This window comes from Mycolicibacterium sp. 624 (assembly GCF_040548615.1).
GTDB lineage: Bacteria > Actinomycetota > Actinomycetes > Mycobacteriales > Mycobacteriaceae > Mycobacterium.
On sequence record NZ_JBEPRZ010000005.1, the window covers coordinates 366664 to 382877 of the forward strand.

Here is a 16214-nt window from a genome sequence, read left to right on the forward strand (position 1 = left end):
TCAGCCCACTCCCGCGTAGGAGTGCAGTCCGACCGTGACGAGGTTGATGAAGAACAGGTTGAAAACCATCGCGATGAAACCGACGACGTTGATCCAGGCCGCCTTCTTGTCGCGCCAGCCCGCCGTCGAGCGGGCGTGCAGGTAGGCGGCGTACACCACCCAGGCGATGAAGGACACCGTCTCCTTGGGATCCCAACCCCAGTACCGGCCCCACGCCTCCTCAGCCCAGATGGCGCCGAAGATCACGCCGAACCCGAAAATCGGGAACGCGAAGATCGTCGTGCGGTAGGCGATGCGGTCCAGTGTCTGCGCGTCGGGCAGCCGCGACACGATGCTCGCGACCACGCCCTCGCGTCCGGGTGCGCCCAACGAGGACATCTTGAGCAGGAACAGGATGCTCGCGACACCGCCGACGAGGAAAACCCCCGAACCCAGGCTGACCACGGACACGTGGATCGGCAGCCAGTAGGACTGCAGCGCTGGCATCACCGGCGCGGCGTGGCTGTAAAGCCACTGACCCGACACGGTCAGAAGGATCAGCACCGGCAGCAGGACGAAGACCCACAGCGCGCGGTACTGCGGACGCCGCAACACCACCGCGGCGGCGAGGAGACCGCAGAAGCAGGTCAGGTTGATGAACTCGTACATGTTGCCCCACGGCACGCGTGAGGTGGCCAGGCCGCGCAGCACGATGCAGACCAGCAGCATCGCGATGCCGACGTAGACGAGGGCGAGCCCCGCCCGACCGATCCGCTCGTCGACCGGGCGGCGCGGCACATCGGCGACGACGCCGGGCCGGGCGCTGTCGGCGGCAACCCCGCCGGCTGCGGCGCCGACGAGTTCGCGCTCCTCAACCTTGCGGCTGCGGCTGTAGGCAAGTTCGACGGCCAGCAGCAGCATCGCCGCGACCAGGATCAGGGTCGACGATGTGAAGGCCCAGTCCGAGTACCGGGCCAGATCAATGTCGATGTCATAGGTGTTCATGTGCGATCCAGCGCCCTCTCTCCCGCGTGCGGCACCAGCCGCGCGGTCAACTTCTCGAACTCGTCACCCCAACCGGAGTTGTCAGTGCGCGCGAGACCGCCCAATTCCAGGCTCACGGTACCCGGCTCCGCGGGTGCGATACGAACCCAGATGCGGCGCCGGCGCACCACCAGCGAGACGAGCAGTCCGGCCATCATCGACATCGACCAGATCAGCACCCACACCTGTGCCGGATCGTGGGAGACCTGCACGTTGATGAACGGCACCGCGCCGTCGAATCGGACGATCGTGCCGTCGGCGAGCCGGGTCGACTCGCCCTCCCCGAGGTTGACCCGCGCCTCCTTCTTCAACCGGTCCTGGCCGATGAGCCGCGAATCAAGCGAGAACACCGACTGCGGTCGGCCCGTGTCCAAGCCCGCGTCACCGCGGTAGACGTCGATGGCGACGGCGGGATCGTTGAGCGCGGGGAAGCTTGAGGACAGCAGCGTGCCGTCCAACTGCTCCGTCGGTGCGAACAGCCCTTGGATGGCGATCTGATTCTTGCGCCGGTCCCCCGCGTCGGGATACGTGCCCGCGGGCGGGTCGAACCGCATCGCACCCGAGGACAGCAACGTCTGCGGGTCGTCCGGGCGAAACTGCAGCGTCTGGGTTCGGGTCTGCCCGTCGGGGAAGATGACGGTGAACGTCGGCGCGTAGCCGTGGCCCTGCAGGTAGAGCCGGTCACCGCCGAGCCGCAACGGGTGGTTCACCTCGAGCCGGTAGGGCCGCCAGGTGTTGGACTCGAGGTCCTCGCCCGCCTGGTACTCGACGTTGGCTGCGAAGCTCAGCGCCTGACCGGTCGGCAGGTAGGTGGCGTCGAAGTCGTTGACCTTCACACAGATCGGGTTCAGCGACGTGCCGTCGACGGTGTTACCCGCGCGGAACGAGTCGAACGCGGCGGGCGAGGCCGAGCAGAAGCCGGGTCCCCCGTTGGCGATGACGATGACGTTGCCCTCGTAGCCGAACAGCTTGCCGACGGCGATCGCGATCAGCAGACCCAGCAGCGAGAAGTGGAAGACGATATTGCCGAACTCGCGCAGATAACCCTTCTCAGCGGAGATCTCGATCTGTTCACCCTGGCGCCTGGTGGTCTGCCGCCAGCCCTTGAGCCGCTGCGACGTCTGTTGCGCCACAGCCTCGACGTCGCCTGGAGTCTCACCCTCGAAGTGCTTGGGCAGCCTCGCCAGATTGCGCGGCGCCGCGACCGGTGTCGTGCGCAGGCTCCGGACGTGCTCGGCCAGCCGCGGTGTCAGGCAGCCCACCAACGAGATGAACAGCAGCACATAGATCGCGGTGAACCAGAAGCTGGAGAAGACGTCGAAGGCCTGCACGCGGTCCAACCACGGCCCCAGCACCGGGTGATCGGCGAGGTACTCGTCGACCTTGCTCTCATTCAGACTGCGCTGCGGCACCAGCGCGCCCGGGATCGCGGCCAGCGCCAGCAGGAACAGCAGGGCCAGCGCGGTACCCATCGAGGTCAGGGTTCGCCACGTGTTGCGGACGTACGCGGTGAGACGTTTGACGCGTTTCACAGAGGCAGCCTCGTATCGGTGATGAAGGCATCGCGGACCCAGGACACGAAGTCAGCCCACAGCCCGGTCAGCAGCGCCGTACCGACCAGGATCAGCAGCACGCCGCCGAAAACCTGGATGGTCCGGGTGTTCCGGCGCAGCCAGCCCAGACCCCGCATCGCACGCGCCGACCCGAACGCCAAGAGCACGAACGGGATTCCAAGACCAAGGCAGTAGGCCACCACCAGCACCGCGCCGCGCGCCACATTCGCCCCCTCGGTCGCCGAGGACACCGCGATCACCGCGGTCAGCGTCGGGCCGAGGCACGGCGTCCAGCCCAGACCGAACACCGCACCCAGCAGCGGCGCCCCGCCGAGCGTCGACACCTGCCGCGGCGTGAATCTCGCCTCACGCTGCAGTGCCGGGATGAAGCCGACGAACACCAGGCCCATCACGATCGTCACCACGCCGCCGATGCGTTGCAGCAGAAGCTGATTGACGATCAGCGTGGTCGTCATCCCGAGGACGGCCATAGTACCGAGCAAGAACACGACGGTGAATCCGCCGACGAAGAGCGCGGCAGCACCCGCGACGCGCCACCGTGCCGCGCGAAGGGCCACACCGCCGTTCTGCCGGCCCGGTTCGTCGTCCACACCGACGACTGCTGCAAGGTAGGACAGGTAGCCGGGCACGAGGGGCACCACGCACGGCGACGCGAAGGAGATCAGGCCTGCGAGCGCGCTGACGCCCAGGGCCAGCAGCAGGGGTCCGGTCGACACCAGGTCACCGACCTGGTCGAGACTCGCTGCCAGAACACTCATGTCGCCGGCTCGCCTGCCAGCCGCTCGACGACGGGCAACAGATCCTCGGCGAGCAGTTCACGAAGGAATACCGCCGCCACCCGGTGCTGGCGGTCCAGCACAATCGTCGACGGGATCACCGTGGTGGGATATCTGCCGCCGAACGCGATCATCGTCCGCATCGACGGGTCGTAGATCGACGGGAAGGTGACCTTGCGGTCGACCACGAAGTCCACCGCCGCCTGGCGGTTGTTATCCCGCACGTCGATGCCGAGGAACGCGACACCCCGCTCGCGCGTCTCGTCGTAGACCCTCTGCAGTTCCGGGATCTCGGAGCGACATGGCGCGCACCACTGCCCCCACACGTTGATCACGACGACCTTGCCGTCGAAATCGGTCAGCGACAGCGTCTTCGCCGGGTTGAGCAGGTCGGGCCCGGAGATCGGTCCCGGCTTGCCGCGGCTTTCCGGCGGGTCGTACAGGATGTCGGTCTTGCCACCGGGAGCGACGAACTCGAACGAGCCGCCCTGGGCGACGGCGTCGTCACCAGTGGAGCATCCGGCCAGCAGCAGTGTTACCGCCGCAACGCCGATCGCCAGCCACTTCCCGCCAATCATCGCGCTACAGGCCCCACGGTTCGGTGTAACCCCACCTGACCAGGCGATCACCGGAAAAGGTGAACGACGTGATCGAGGCCAGGTTGCACAGCCGGCTGTGCGGCAGCGGCAGGTGGGGCAGTTTGCGTCCCGTCATCGCGCGACGCAGCGTCTCGACGGGCAGCTGATGACTGACGCAGACCGCCTCGTGGCCCTCGGCACGCGCTCGGGCCCTGTGCAGAGCCGCGGTCATGCGGGGCGCGATCTCCTCATAGGGCTCACCCCACGACGGCTTCATGGGATTGCGCAGCTTGGGCCAGTTCCTCGGGTCGCGCAGCGCCCCGTCTCCGGGGGCGACCCGCTCCCCCTCGAACTGGTTCCACGACTCGATGAGATCGGCGTCGGTGTCGATGGGCAGCCCGTGGCTCTCAGCGATGGGCGCCGCGGTCTCCTGTGCCCGTTCCAACGGCGAGGCCACCACGTAGACGACGTCGTTGCGCGCCAACCAGTCCGCCGCGGACTGTGCCTGCGCCCGGCCGCGCTCGGAGAGGTGGTAGTCGGGCAGCCGTCCGTACAGCACCTTCTCGGGGTTGTGCACCTCGCCGTGCCGCATCACGTGCACGGTGGTCGTCTCCGCCATCAGGTGGCCGGCCGGTCGGCGGCCGCGGCGGCACGGGCGGCATCGGGAAGCGCGGTGGCGATCCGGTCGAACGCCTGCTCGTCCAGCGCCGTCGAGACGAACCAGGTCTCAAAGGCACTGCACGGCGGGTACACCCCGGCATTGAGCAGGGCGTGGAAGAACGGCGGGAAGCGCCAGGTGTCCGTCGCCTTGGCCGTCGCGAAGTTGGTCACCGGAGCCTCGGAGAAGAAGACGCTGAACATGTTCGCGGCCCGCGAGATCTGGTGCGCCACACAGGCTTCTGTCAGGGCATCGGATACCAGCCCGGACAGCCGTGCGGAGTTGGCGTCCAGCGTCGCGTAGGCGGCGTCATCGGCGGCCCGCAGCGTGGCCAGACCTGCGGCCATCGCCACCGGGTTACCCGACAGCGTGCCCGCCTGATAGACCGGCCCGAGCGGGGCCAGGCGGTCCATCACCTCGGCGCGGCCGCCGAACGCCGCGGCGGGCAGGCCACCGCTCATCACCTTGCCGAACGTGAACAGATCGGCGTCCACCGGATCGACGCCGTACCAGCCGGCGCGGCTCACCCGGAATCCCGTCATCACCTCGTCGAGGATCAGCAGTGCGCCATGCTCGGCGGTGATGCGGCGCAGTGCGGCGTTGTAGCCGGGCTGCGGTGCGACCGTGCCCATGTTGCCCGCGGCGGCTTCACTTATGACGCAGGCGATCTCATCGCCGAACGATGCGAACGTCTCCTCCACCGCGGCGACGTCGTTATAGGGCAGCACGATGGTGTCGGCGGCGGCCGCTCCGGTGACACCCGGCGAGGACGGCAGACCCAGCGTTGCGACACCCGAGCCGGCGTCGGCAAGCAGCGCGTCGCTGTGGCCGTGGTAGCAGCCGGAGAACTTGATGATCTTGGCGCGGCCGGTGAACCCGCGAGCCAACCGAATGGCGCTCATGGTGGCCTCGGTTCCCGAGTTCACCAAACGCAGCTTCTGCACCGCTGCGACCCTGCCGATGATCTCGGTGGCCAGTTCCGTCTCGGCCGGCGTGGGCGCTCCGAAGGACAGACCGTCGACGGCGACGCGTTGCACGGCCTCGACCACCACCGGATGGGCGTGGCCAAGTAGTGCGGGTCCCCACGAGCACACCAGGTCGACGTACTCGTTGCCGTCGGCGTCAGTCAGCAGGCAGCCATTGGCCTTGGTGATGAACCTCGGCGTGCCGCCCACGGAGCTGAACGCCCGGACCGGCGAGTTCACCCCACCGGGGATCACTGCGGCGGCCTCGGCGAACAAGCGCTGCGATGCCTCGGTGGTTGTGGGGACGGACATGGGCACCAGTGTTCCAGCCGAATCGCCAGCGACCAACTACAGGGTGTAGTGGGAGCGATTACGGAGCGGGTGTCAGCGCGAACACCGGGTGGTCGGCATCGCCGGGCAGCTTGCGCCAGTAACCGTCGACGACCCTTCCGGCCAATGGCCGGTACGCGGCGATGATCGGGGCCCGCTGCTCGACGGGAACTTCGGCCGCCACGTAGCTGACGTCGCCTATCCGCACCGAGGCGTCGGCCCGCACATTGCGCACCCAGTCCGTCTCGCCGCGGGTCGAGACCAGGTACTTGACGCCAGCCACCTCGGGCACGACGACCGGGATCTGCTGCGGCTGCCCACTCACACGCCTCGTGACAGTCAATGTCTCGCTGTTGCCGACACCCGTCGCCATCGCCACCCTGTTGAAGATCACGCGGGTGAACCACGGGGGCTTGAGATAGGCCATGAGCTAAGAGTTTGATGGTGTGATGCAGCTACCGCAATGGTTGGCTCGGTTCAACCGTCACGTGACAAACCCGATCCAACGGCTGTGGGCCGGCTGGGTGCCGACGATGGGAATTCTTGAACACGTCGGCCGCAAGTCGGGCAAGCCCTACCGCACCCCGCTCACGGTTTTCAGCACCGATGACGGCATAGCCATCCTGCTCACCTACGGCCCGAACCGGGACTGGCTCAAGAACGTCATCGCCGCAGACGGCGGGCAGATACGCCGCTACGGCAGGACCTTCGCGGTCACTGCGCCCCGGGTCATGTCCAAGGCCGAGGCGGCGCCGTCGGTGACGGGGCTCTGGCGGCCGATCTTCACGCGATTGCCGTTCGCCGAGGCCGTCTTGCTCACGAGGGTGGGATGAGGTTCGCCGACGCACGGGCCCGGTTCAACCGCCGCGTCGTCAACCGGGTGGTCCGCCCGATCTCGGGCAGGTTCGCGATGTGGTCGATCATCGAGCACCGCGGGCGCCGCAGCGGGACGGTGTACCGCACCCCGGTGTCGGTGTTCCCCACGCCCGACGGCGTGGCAATCCTTCTCGCGTACGGCGAGGACCGGGACTGGGTGCGCAACCTAATGGCCGCCGACGGCGGCCGCGTCACGATGAGCGGTGAGACGTTCGCCGTCGTCGACCCTCGGATCGTGCCGACGAGAGACGCAGCGGCGCTGCTGGATTCGCCCTGGCGTCAGATGATCGGCCTGATGCGCACGCCGACGGCGCTACTGCTGCGCCGCGCCTGACCTACGCCGGGCCCCTAGCTCCGCTGTCCACAAAGTTTGCTGAACCCGAGTCGGCCGAGTGCTGTTCACGTTGCGACCAGCCGGTGTCCGCAGTGCTAGCGTCCCGGTTTCTTGCAGCCCTTTCGGACCCACACTGGTCGCTCCGCGACTCCTTCGAGCCAGGCGGATCGCACCCATCTCGGCCGCACAGACCCGAGCCAGTCTCGATTTGCTGCGATCTGCTGTATCTGAGTAAAAACACCAACGACGCTTGTTCATGTGCTGACGCCAGTGATCCGGTGTCCGGGCGGATAAACGCACAGCAGAAATCGGTTTGGGAAGCGGGCCTGACCGCCGACCATCACACGTAGGAACTAGTTCCAATTCCACCGAAACTGCTTTCCACTTGAAGTAATAGATCGAAATAGCCAGTTTGCCGATGTACGAGAGGACCCTTGGCGACCAGCGCCGGAGCACGTGGTCCCGGATTGCCGACCAACGGCGCTTCTGCACCGGTCCACGGCCAGCTTCATTCAGGCGGCAGTACCTGAGAATTTCCTCAGGTAGCTTCTACAGCGTCCAAAATCACGCGCAGAAACGAGCCCCACATGCAGTTAGCTATACGATCAACCTTCACTGCCGGTGTGACTCTAGCCAGTGCCGCTGTCATAGCCGTGAGTCCGATCAGCCCGGTCGCACCACGACTCGCCGAAGCGACGGCCTCGGCGATTCATACCTCTTCAGCCGCGGTAGAACTCACCGGCGTCACCTACCCAGCCACTTCATGGATGGAAGTCTTCGGTACGACGTTCAACAACATCTCGCATATCGGTGGCGACATCGCCGCTGCCCCCTTTCCAATCCTGCAGCAGGTCATCGCCAACCAGGTCGCCAACGGGCAGTTGCTCTTCAGCTCAATCGACGCCGCCGCCATGAGCTACATCCGCTTCTTCACATCCGCAGCTGACTATCAAGGGGCGTATTGGGTCCGGGAAGCCGCCAAAAACCTGATGGCAGGCAACATCAGCGGCGCAGCGGCCAATGTCAGCACTATCCTGTTCCGCCTGTTCGCTTTCGCGAATCCGCTGATCAACATCATGCAGATCCCCATCGGCATGAGTCGGAACCTGGTGAACGCATTCGCCGTGGTGCCGGACATCTTGATGCCGCTCGGGCTGAGTGTGTTGAATCCGATAGAGGGCGCCATCAATGCGTCCGGCGATATCGGCCAGAGTGTTCTCAACGCCATCAACGCTGGCGACCCGATTCGGGCACTCAGCGCTGTCATCAACGCTCCCGCCGTACTCGCCGGCGCGATCCTGAATGGCTACTACAACGATATCGCGGGAGGGACAACAGGGCTGTTCACCACTGACCCTTCGTCACTCAACAGGGGCCTGATCCAAACCCTGTTGGTGACAATTCCTCGGATGATTGCGACGGCAATTGGCTGGCATGCACCGGCCACCGCGCGCGAGTTGCCAGCAGACGTCATCGACGAAGCACCAGCGGTCGAGACCGATGCGGAGACCGGTGTCACCGAGGTGCTACCCGCAGTCGAACACACTGCCGTCAGCAACATTTCGGACACCAGCGAAGCGGTTGCCAAGGCGGTCAAGGCCCTCACGTCATCGCTGACTCCGCAGTCCGAGGCAACCGGGACGCCAACGGCCAGTGAGCCGTCCGAGGTAGACGGCGGCGAAGCAGGCACGGTCATCGAGGACGAGGCACCTGAGACGGAGACGCCCGCGGCCGACAACACCGGTGTCGTCGACCACACCGCCGAGAGCACAGACCCCACTGCTTCCGAGGAATCGAACGGCTCGAAGCCATCGCGCAACGGATCCACCGATCTCAGCGGCGGCAACAAGGCAGTACCCGGCAAGACCGGCTCGAGCACCAATGCAGGCACGGGCTCGGGATCGGCGGCCACGGATGAGTCGGCCAGCCCGACCACCGGTGACACCAGTGACGCCGGCAGCACCAGCGACAACGCCGGGGGCTCAAACGATGGCTCCGATGGCGGCAGCGACAGCTGACCCGCTCCTGAGTCGTCGGATGCAAGCGAATCGGCCCCCTCTCCCCTAGGAGGGGGCCGATTTCCTTGCCCGCCAACGAAAGAGGCGACACAGATGGATGTCGTGTGGTGGCTGATACTCACGCTCCATCGCACGATTCCTGATGGCCGTTACCAGGACAGGACGATTCCCGACCTATTCCTGTTTCGCTGATTGTTGTTGATGTCCGCCACCGTGGGTGCCCGAGGCGTCGGTACCGCCTTGATCGACACGCTGCCACTGGTCTCACATCGGGTCACGCTGCCGCCGTCCTGACAGGTCGGTACAGCGCCGGCGGCCGGAGCCGAGATGAGCGGCCCCACAATCACACTCGCCAATAGCAGCGCCTTCACGTACTTGTTGCGATTCGTCATAGCCCCTCATTCCCGCTGAGAATCCTGTCCACCGAATCGCCACTCACGGGCAGGACGATGCAAGTACCCGGGCCCCTGGATCGAGCACCAGGTCGGCCTGACCGACGTGCCGAAATGCATCAGCACGGGCTGCTTCGACGGTGTCGCCAGCGCCACCCGACACGATGCCACTACCGTCGTCGGCGCCCACGGACACCACGCAGAAGACGTCGTTGGTCACCTCGTCACTGCTGCACTGTTCGGCGCCTGCGTTCTGACATGCCGCCACCACGGCTTCCACTGCCGCCGCGTTGGTTGGACCAGATGCGGAGAAACCCGTCAGGGCTCCCTCGATTAGGCCGGAACCGACGGCCCTCGACATGTCGGTGTCCTCGACCACTCCGGCGGGGCCACCCGCCCACGCCGCGCTCGACGAGACCATCGCGGCCACCAGCACCGAACCCAAAATCACAGAAACCCTGCGGATGGCGGCCATACCGTCCCTTCGAGTCGACAACTTGAATGCATGCTATCGGCCTAGGCGCAGTTCTCGCCGGGTTAAGGAACCCACTCTGCCGTGGTCGAGCCTCGGATTGTGTCGAAGAGGGACGCCGACGGCTCTATTGCTGCGTCGTCGCTGACCTACGATGGGCAGGTGGTGTTGGGAGGCTGGCTCGCACACATTCCGGCGGCCACCTTTGGACGACCGGCAGTGTCGGCGACCATGGTTCCACGACCGGCCGTCACTCGGATGCTTAGCGAGGCCCGCGACGGGCTTGTCGTGGTGACCGCGCCGGCGGGATATGGGAAGACCACCTCGGTGGCGCTGTGGGCTGACACCGACGAACGCCCCTTCGCGTGGGTGCGTCTCGATCACCTCGACAACGATCCCGCGCACCTGCTGTTGCACCTGGCCACCGCGGTGGACCAGGTTCACCGCGTCGACCCTGTGGTCCTCGATTACCTGCGCGGTGCAGGCCGATCCGCAGAGACACAGCTGGTGCCCGCGTTCGTGGCCGCGCTCGAGGAGTGCGGGCCGATGGTGCTGGTGCTTGACGACGTCCACGAGCTGGTGGCGGCCAGCGTCGATGCGCTTCGGGCGCTGGTGGACATGGCCCCCACCTCGGCGACCCTGGTGCTCGTCGGCCGTCACGTGCCGCCATTCGACCTGGCGCGGCGTCGACTGCAGGGCGGCCTCGTCGAGATCGGAGTCCCGGAGCTGAAGCTGTCCGGTCCCGAAGGGGCCGCGGCATTCGCCGCGGTCGGCGGCAATACCGATAAGTCAACCGTGGCCAAGGTGCTCGCCAAGTGCGAGGGCTGGGCCGCCGGTGTGACCATGGCGGCCCTGGCGCTCCGCGACGGCGCAACCGCCGATGCCCTCACCGGTCGCCACCGGTTGGTGGCCGAGTACCTGATCGAGGAGGTGCTCAATCACCTCGATCCCGCGACCGCGGCGTTCCTCATAGAGTCGGCGGTGCTCGACCGATTCTGCGCCGATGAGCTGAATGCCGTACTCGGACGCAATGATTCGGCCGCGATGCTCGACGCGATCACCCGGTCGGGCAATCTCTTCCTGGTTTCCCTTGATGCGCAGGGTATCTGGTACCGCTACCACCAGCTGTTCGGCGACCTGTTGCGCACGCGGCTCCGAGATCGGGATCCAGCCAGGTTTCGGATGCTGGCGACCGAGGCCGCCGATCGGCTGGCGCGCGGAGGTGACATCGATGGCGCGTTAGTGCAGGCGCTGGCGGCGGACGACCGGGCGCGTGCGGCCGCCCTGGTGGGCGGTGACGCGGTTCGGCTGGGTTTCGACGGGCGCGCGGGCATCCTGGCCCGGCGACTCAGCCTGCTCGACGAGCAGACGTTCACCGAGTACCCCGACGCCGCCATCGCGAGGGCCTGGCTGGGGGTGACCACCGGTGACGCCGACCTGATCCAGCGCTCGCTGTTGATGGCCAGTGCGGCCGACCACGGCGAGCCGCTCGCCGATGGGACACCGTCGGTCGAGGTGGCGGCGGCGCTGATCGGCTCTCTGGTCGGGGTCGGTGGCGTGCGTGAGGTCGTTCGCCATGCCGACACGGTGCGCGATGCGGGCGACCACCTGGTCAATCCATGGTGGGGCGCGGCAACCACCATGAAGGGTGCGGCGTTGTCCATGCTGGGGGATCCGGTACAGGCGCGGGCACTGCTGGAGTCGGTCCTGCCTGTGATCGATGAGCTGCCGGGCTTTCATGCCGCCGCGCTGGCGCATCTCGCCGTGCTCGACCTCGATGACGGCGACCTCACCGCGGCTGTCGCGCACAGCAACAACGCCCGCGCGATCGCCGACTCGCGGGACCTGTCCGATGACGTCCCGATGGTCGTGGTCTATGCAGTCGACAGCCTGATTCGGGCGCGGCGCGGTGACATATCGGGGGCGAGGGCGGCCGTACGCGCGACCGAGCGTCTCCTCGACCGACTCGGCGATCTGTCTGCCCGCACTGCTCTGCTCGGACATGTGCTGGTGGCGGGTACCGCAGTAGATGTCGACGACACCGAGCTCTGCGAACGTCACCTCGACGGGGCAGAGCGCGCGCACCGGCGTGAGCCCGATGCCGTCGGCGTGGAACGCTGGCTGGAGCAGTCCCGCGCGCTTGCTGCGGCCCGTGCCGCACGTGGACGACGGCCAGCGCTGACGGCGGCGGAGCTACGGTTGTTACCGCACTTGGCAACTCACCTGCCGTTACAGCGAATCGCCGGCGAGTTGACGGTCAGCCGGGAGACCGTCAAGAGTCAGACCAAGTCGATCTACCGCAAGCTCGCAGTCTCCTCCCGGACGGCTGCGGTGGCCGAGGCCAGGCGCCTCGGCCTGCTCAGCGACGCCTAGCGATCATCCGAGCGAATGGCAACAGCATCAGGAACTCGGCGATCAACACCACGGTGATCATCACGACGACCTTCGGATCATCGAAGTTCTGCCCGGCCACCACGAACGCCGCTGCGGCGTTGCGCTGAGCGGTCCCCAGCGCCAGTACCTCCCGTGTCCCGGGACCGCCCATGAGCCAACCGATCCCGGCGCAGATCACTGTGTACACGATGGCCGCCAGGATGCCGAACGTGCCGAAAACCGATAGCACGCTGTTGAAATGGGCAGCGATCGTGAACACGATCACAAGAATCATGCTGGCGGTGGACACCTTCGCGATCACGGGCTGGAGGCGGGCGGCCACCCTGGGACCGCGGGCCCGCAGCAGCAGGCCCGCGGCCAGCGGGATGAGCATCAGCACCACGAGAGACGTAGCGATCTGGGCTGGGTTGACCTCGGCGCCCGAGACGAAGATCGGCAGGATCAGCGGCACATAGCCCACGGTGACCACCATCAACAGCACCATCAGACCCACCGCGAAGGCCACGTCGGCCTTCGCGAACTCGGCGAGCTTGATCAAGAACGGCGCGCCGGCTGCGAGCCCGCACAACAGCAGGCCGATCCCGAGCGGATCGTCCAGATCGAACACCTGCCACAGCCCGAACGCGGCCAGCGGCGCCAGCACGAAGTTCGCCGCGAGGGCCAGCACGACCAGACGAATGTTCTTGAGCGGGGCCAGGATCTGACTGACGGTCAAGCCCAGACCGACCGCCAGGGTGCTCGATACGACGAAGAAGACGACGGCGACACTCGAGCCTCGGAGCAGGAGATCGTTTACTCCGCCTCCCATCAGGCCATCGTTACAAGGTTGCGCCAGAAGGACTTCAGGCTGTCACTGGCACCGAACAGTGTCGTGAAATGGGTTGAGTCGACCAACACGATGTCGCCGGCGCGGTCACCGGACGGCGGCATGTGGATCATTGCGTTGAACTCAGTGTTGCCTGCCAACGTGAACGGATGCGGCCGGGTCTGGTCGATCAACTGGCGACCCAGCACTCGCAGGTCCGGCCCCTCCGGCGCGGTGAGCGCATAGTGCGGCAGGTGTGGATGCAGGGCCAGCGTCGTGACGTCGCGCAGCAGGCCTGCGGAGTCCAGATCGTGGAATCGCGTGAGCGGCACAATCTGTTTGGTGCCCTCGACCGTGGCCGGACGCAGCCCCCAGGTGTTGTGTACCGGGATATTCAGTCCGGTCAACAGCGACCGGGCATAGCCGCTGAAGCGCTGTATCCGCGGTGTCAGTGGATCGCGGTGGTGCAGGTACTCCATCTGCTGCTGCTCTTTGTCGTCGGTGAACCCGACGTCATGGTGCGGTGCCAGCATCAGGCAGGTGCCCTCGCGCTTCAACCACTGTTGGATCGCGGCGATCTCCTCTGCGGTGGCGGCCTCGTCGCCGAGCAGGTGGTCCAGGCCGAAGATCATCAGGGTGTCGGTGTCGTCCAGGATGCGCTCATCGATGGGCAACCGGTATCCGGCCTGATCGACCCGCTGGAACACCGCCACCGGATGCCCGGTCGCTTCGCCGGCGACGTTCTGAAATGCCAAGGACGAGCGGTGGAACAGTTCCAACGTTCCGTCGATACCCTGCAGGAACTCCTTGGCGGTGTACTCGGGCGTCTCGTAGGCCGGCCACGTCGCGAGTCGCACCTCGGTGACCGTGGAGAACCGGTTGTACAGCTCCGCCGGGTCGCGCTGGGCCTCCCAGGGATAGCTCCACGACCAGTAGATGCTGACGCGTCGTTTGCCGTTGCGCGGCCGCTCGATGTGGGCCTGGTTGTAGGTGCGGGCGAATGGCTTGGTGGTCATGCTGTCTCCTTCATTCCGATTGTGGTCAGGTAACGCAGCGCGCTCAGGCCGGGCAGGAAGAAGTACGCCCCACCGCGCAACGTGGTGAATGCGGGCAACCCCTTGTGCACCTTGCGGATCGGCCGCTTGGGGATCGTGAAGTCCAGCGTGCCGTCCTGAGTGCCGCAAATGGGGTCGTGCTCGTTGCCGAGGCCTTTGAACGACGTGTCGTTGACCCAGACGTTCTGGGCGAACTCGAACTGACGGACGAGGCTTGCGCAGATCAGGAACATCCCGACACCGCGTTCGACACCGTCGTCGGCGACGCCTTCGGGCAGTGCGGGGCCGTAGGTGCCGCTGCGCCGGATCAGCCTGCGCCTATTCGGATTCGGCTCGGTGTCACGGGGGTTGAGCCTGCGGGCGTGGGCTCCGAGCGGACAGGCATAGCCGTGCGGATCCATTTCGCCGTAGTCGAAATCGTTGTTACGCATCGGATCGGCACCCAGTTCCGGATCGTCGTGATCCGGTGCCAGTGCCAACGGTGCACCGCTGCGCCAGCGCCCCATGAATTTGGCGGCCAGCAACTCCTCGCCCTCGGCGCCGTCGGCGTTCTGCCGCAGGTAGTCCCGAAATGCCCCGACATGTTCCTCGAGTCGGCGGTAGGCCATGTAGCTGCCGTTGCGCGAAAGCACGTCGGGTCTCGGCTGATTCGCGACCAGGTGATCCTCGTCGGGGTAGCCGAGGAGGAACTCTCCCGGTTCCAGCCACCCGCCCGAGCCGGGTATCAGTACCTCCCCGGAACCTCTCATCTGCGGCTGAGACACCGGATCGCGGTACCCGAAGTGATCGTGGTCGTATTCGAATGGCGCGGTGGCGGCCAAGTCCAGATGTGACAGTGACCGCACGCCGGGGCAGCGGGCCAGCAGTGCATCGTGTTCGCCGACGCACCGCACGCGTTCCTCTTCGTCCCGGGCGAACAGGATGACGATCGCGTGCAGACCGTCGTCCGCGAGCCCGCCGACCCAGTGTTCGGGTGCGGCCGCACCGGTATCCCCGAGGATGTCGGCCCGGGACGCCATCCCCTCCCGGAACTCGTCGGGGAACGACGCCAGCGCCTCGTCGTCCAGACCAAGGGCGCGCAGTCCGGACCAGGTGAAGGCCAGGTTGACCCACCGCTTGAAGACGTTGACCGTCTCGCGGACATCGGTGGCCGACTGCACCAGCGGAACCATCTCGGCCAGCCAGGCGCGCCCCGCTTCTGGGGTGTCGAAGGACAGGAACTCGTACCGACCGGTCAGGTGGGGCGTCCCGGTCAGCATGATGTGCTGGATATCGTCGAATTCGAGGTCGGTCATTGCATCTGGTCCAACATGTCGGAGAATGCGGCCTTGAGCCGAAGCGCCTTCTTGACCTCCTCAGATGTGACGTACGGGTATTCGCCATACTCCAGGAAGCTGGGCACCTGGTGGTCGCGAACGAACATGATGAATGCCTCGGGGTTGGTCTTCCAGTCCTCCGGGAAGCCCTCCAGGTGGGTGAACGCCGTGGTGATCCCGGTCGAGCTGAACAGCTTGACGGCATCCTCGGTGTATTTATCGAAGTCGGTGTCGAAGATCCCCTGATACTGGAAGTGCAGACCGGATCCGACGTCGAAAAGCTGCCAGCGCAGGTAGTGCAGCTTCAGTGGGGCGAGCACGTCAGGTTGCGCGGCGACCGCCGCCTCGAGTTGCTTGCCGTAGTCGCGGATTGCCTGCCCGTGGCCCTCGAGCACCTTGGCGATGATGTTGAAGCCGTAACAAGCGGGCGTGCGGGGATAGACCGGGCCGTACCGCCCCCGAGTGAGTTCGAAATAGCCTTCCTTCGGGATCGCCATCGCCGCCGGCCGCGACCAGACCGCATCATTTCCGTCGTTGACCGCATCATTCAGATCTCTGCTGTGACTCATGGGAACGACGCTAGGCTCGGAAAACTCCCGCGTCGTCCCCCAGAAAAGGGGAAATCTGACGACGCGCGGACTTCGGTTC

General features: G+C 66.2%; 17 protein-coding genes. 4 read left to right on the top strand and 13 right to left on the bottom strand.

The window, feature by feature from the left end; all coding sequences use genetic code 11:
• The 7 genes from ccsB to ABIA65_RS21375 are packed head-to-tail and all read right to left on the bottom strand — an operon-like array spanning position 1 to position 6331.
• Positions 1-984 carry a c-type cytochrome biogenesis protein CcsB gene (gene ccsB / locus ABIA65_RS21345; RefSeq protein WP_241401115.1) on the bottom strand — a complete coding sequence of 328 codons (984 nt, stop codon included), beginning with the start codon at positions 982-984 and terminating at the stop codon, positions 1-3.
• Positions 981-2495, bottom strand: coding sequence for a cytochrome c biogenesis protein ResB (locus ABIA65_RS21350; protein ID WP_241405841.1), 1515 nt, complete (start codon positions 2493-2495; stop codon positions 981-983). Before ABIA65_RS21350 ends, ccsB begins: the two co-directional genes overlap by 4 nt.
• Positions 2496-2551: 56 nt before the next feature.
• Positions 2552-3355, bottom strand: coding sequence for a cytochrome c biogenesis CcdA family protein (locus ABIA65_RS21355; RefSeq protein ID WP_241401116.1), 804 nt, complete (start codon positions 3353-3355; stop codon positions 2552-2554).
• Positions 3352-3951, bottom strand: a complete 600-nt coding sequence (locus ABIA65_RS21360) for a TlpA disulfide reductase family protein (RefSeq protein ID WP_354524830.1) — start codon at positions 3949-3951, stop codon at positions 3352-3354. Before ABIA65_RS21360 ends, ABIA65_RS21355 begins: the two co-directional genes overlap by 4 nt.
• 4 nt (positions 3952-3955) lie before the next feature.
• Positions 3956-4570, bottom strand: coding sequence for a histidine phosphatase family protein (locus ABIA65_RS21365; RefSeq protein WP_354524831.1), 615 nt, complete (start codon positions 4568-4570; stop codon positions 3956-3958).
• Positions 4570-5886, bottom strand: coding sequence for a glutamate-1-semialdehyde 2,1-aminomutase (hemL, locus tag ABIA65_RS21370; protein ID WP_354524832.1), 1317 nt, complete (start codon positions 5884-5886; stop codon positions 4570-4572). Before hemL ends, ABIA65_RS21365 begins: the two co-directional genes overlap by 1 nt.
• Before the next feature lie 58 nt (positions 5887-5944).
• Positions 5945-6331 carry a nitroreductase/quinone reductase family protein gene (locus ABIA65_RS21375; RefSeq protein ID WP_241401120.1) on the bottom strand — a complete coding sequence of 129 codons (387 nt, stop codon included), beginning with the start codon at positions 6329-6331 and terminating at the stop codon, positions 5945-5947.
• Between the two features lie 22 nt (positions 6332-6353).
• Here ABIA65_RS21375 and ABIA65_RS21380 point away from each other — a divergent pair, with 22 nt between their 5' ends.
• The 3 genes from ABIA65_RS21380 to ABIA65_RS21390 all read left to right on the top strand — a co-directional run bounded on the left by ABIA65_RS21380 (position 6354) and on the right by ABIA65_RS21390 (position 9132).
• Complete coding sequence (locus ABIA65_RS21380; protein ID WP_241401121.1) at positions 6354-6737, top strand: nitroreductase family deazaflavin-dependent oxidoreductase; 384 nt, start codon at positions 6354-6356, stop codon at positions 6735-6737.
• The gene (locus ABIA65_RS21385) at positions 6734-7114 is read left to right on the top strand and encodes a nitroreductase family deazaflavin-dependent oxidoreductase (protein ID WP_241401122.1); all 381 of its coding nucleotides are present in this window, start codon (positions 6734-6736) and stop codon (positions 7112-7114) included. Before ABIA65_RS21380 ends, ABIA65_RS21385 begins: the two co-directional genes overlap by 4 nt.
• 623 nt (positions 7115-7737) lie before the next feature.
• Positions 7738-9132: a hypothetical protein gene (locus tag ABIA65_RS21390; RefSeq protein WP_354524833.1), complete on the top strand. Its 1395-nt coding sequence runs from the start codon at positions 7738-7740 to the stop codon at positions 9130-9132.
• Between the two features lie 149 nt (positions 9133-9281).
• Here ABIA65_RS21390 and ABIA65_RS21395 read toward each other — a convergent pair whose 3' ends face one another.
• Entirely contained in the window at positions 9282-9524 is a 243-nt protein-coding gene (locus ABIA65_RS21395; RefSeq protein WP_241401124.1) for a hypothetical protein, read from the bottom strand.
• Between the two features lie 43 nt (positions 9525-9567).
• The gene (locus tag ABIA65_RS21400; RefSeq protein ID WP_241401125.1) at positions 9568-10020 is read right to left on the bottom strand and encodes a hypothetical protein; all 453 of its coding nucleotides are present in this window, start codon (positions 10018-10020) and stop codon (positions 9568-9570) included.
• 78 nt (positions 10021-10098) lie between these two features.
• Between ABIA65_RS21400 and ABIA65_RS21405 the strand changes: the two genes are divergently transcribed.
• Complete coding sequence (locus ABIA65_RS21405) at positions 10099-12369, top strand: winged helix-turn-helix domain-containing protein (protein WP_354524834.1); 2271 nt, start codon at positions 10099-10101, stop codon at positions 12367-12369.
• Here ABIA65_RS21405 and ABIA65_RS21410 read toward each other — a convergent pair.
• The 4 genes from ABIA65_RS21410 to ABIA65_RS21425 are packed head-to-tail and all read right to left on the bottom strand — an operon-like array spanning position 12356 to position 16063.
• Positions 12356-13198, bottom strand: a complete 843-nt coding sequence (locus ABIA65_RS21410; protein ID WP_241401127.1) for a bile acid:sodium symporter family protein — start codon at positions 13196-13198, stop codon at positions 12356-12358. The two genes, ABIA65_RS21405 and ABIA65_RS21410, sit on opposite strands and share 14 nt — an antisense overlap.
• Entirely contained in the window at positions 13198-14211 is a 1014-nt protein-coding gene (locus ABIA65_RS21415) for a hypothetical protein (RefSeq protein WP_354524835.1), read from the bottom strand. The genes ABIA65_RS21410 and ABIA65_RS21415 overlap by 1 nt, the downstream gene beginning before the upstream one ends.
• On the bottom strand, positions 14208-15545 hold the full coding sequence (locus ABIA65_RS21420) for a Dyp-type peroxidase (RefSeq protein ID WP_354524836.1): 1338 nt from the start codon (positions 15543-15545) through the stop codon (positions 14208-14210). The genes ABIA65_RS21415 and ABIA65_RS21420 overlap by 4 nt, the downstream gene beginning before the upstream one ends.
• Entirely contained in the window at positions 15542-16063 is a 522-nt protein-coding gene (locus tag ABIA65_RS21425) for a hypothetical protein (RefSeq protein WP_241405842.1), read from the bottom strand. The genes ABIA65_RS21420 and ABIA65_RS21425 overlap by 4 nt, the downstream gene beginning before the upstream one ends.
• Positions 16064-16214: the final 151 nt, after the last annotated feature.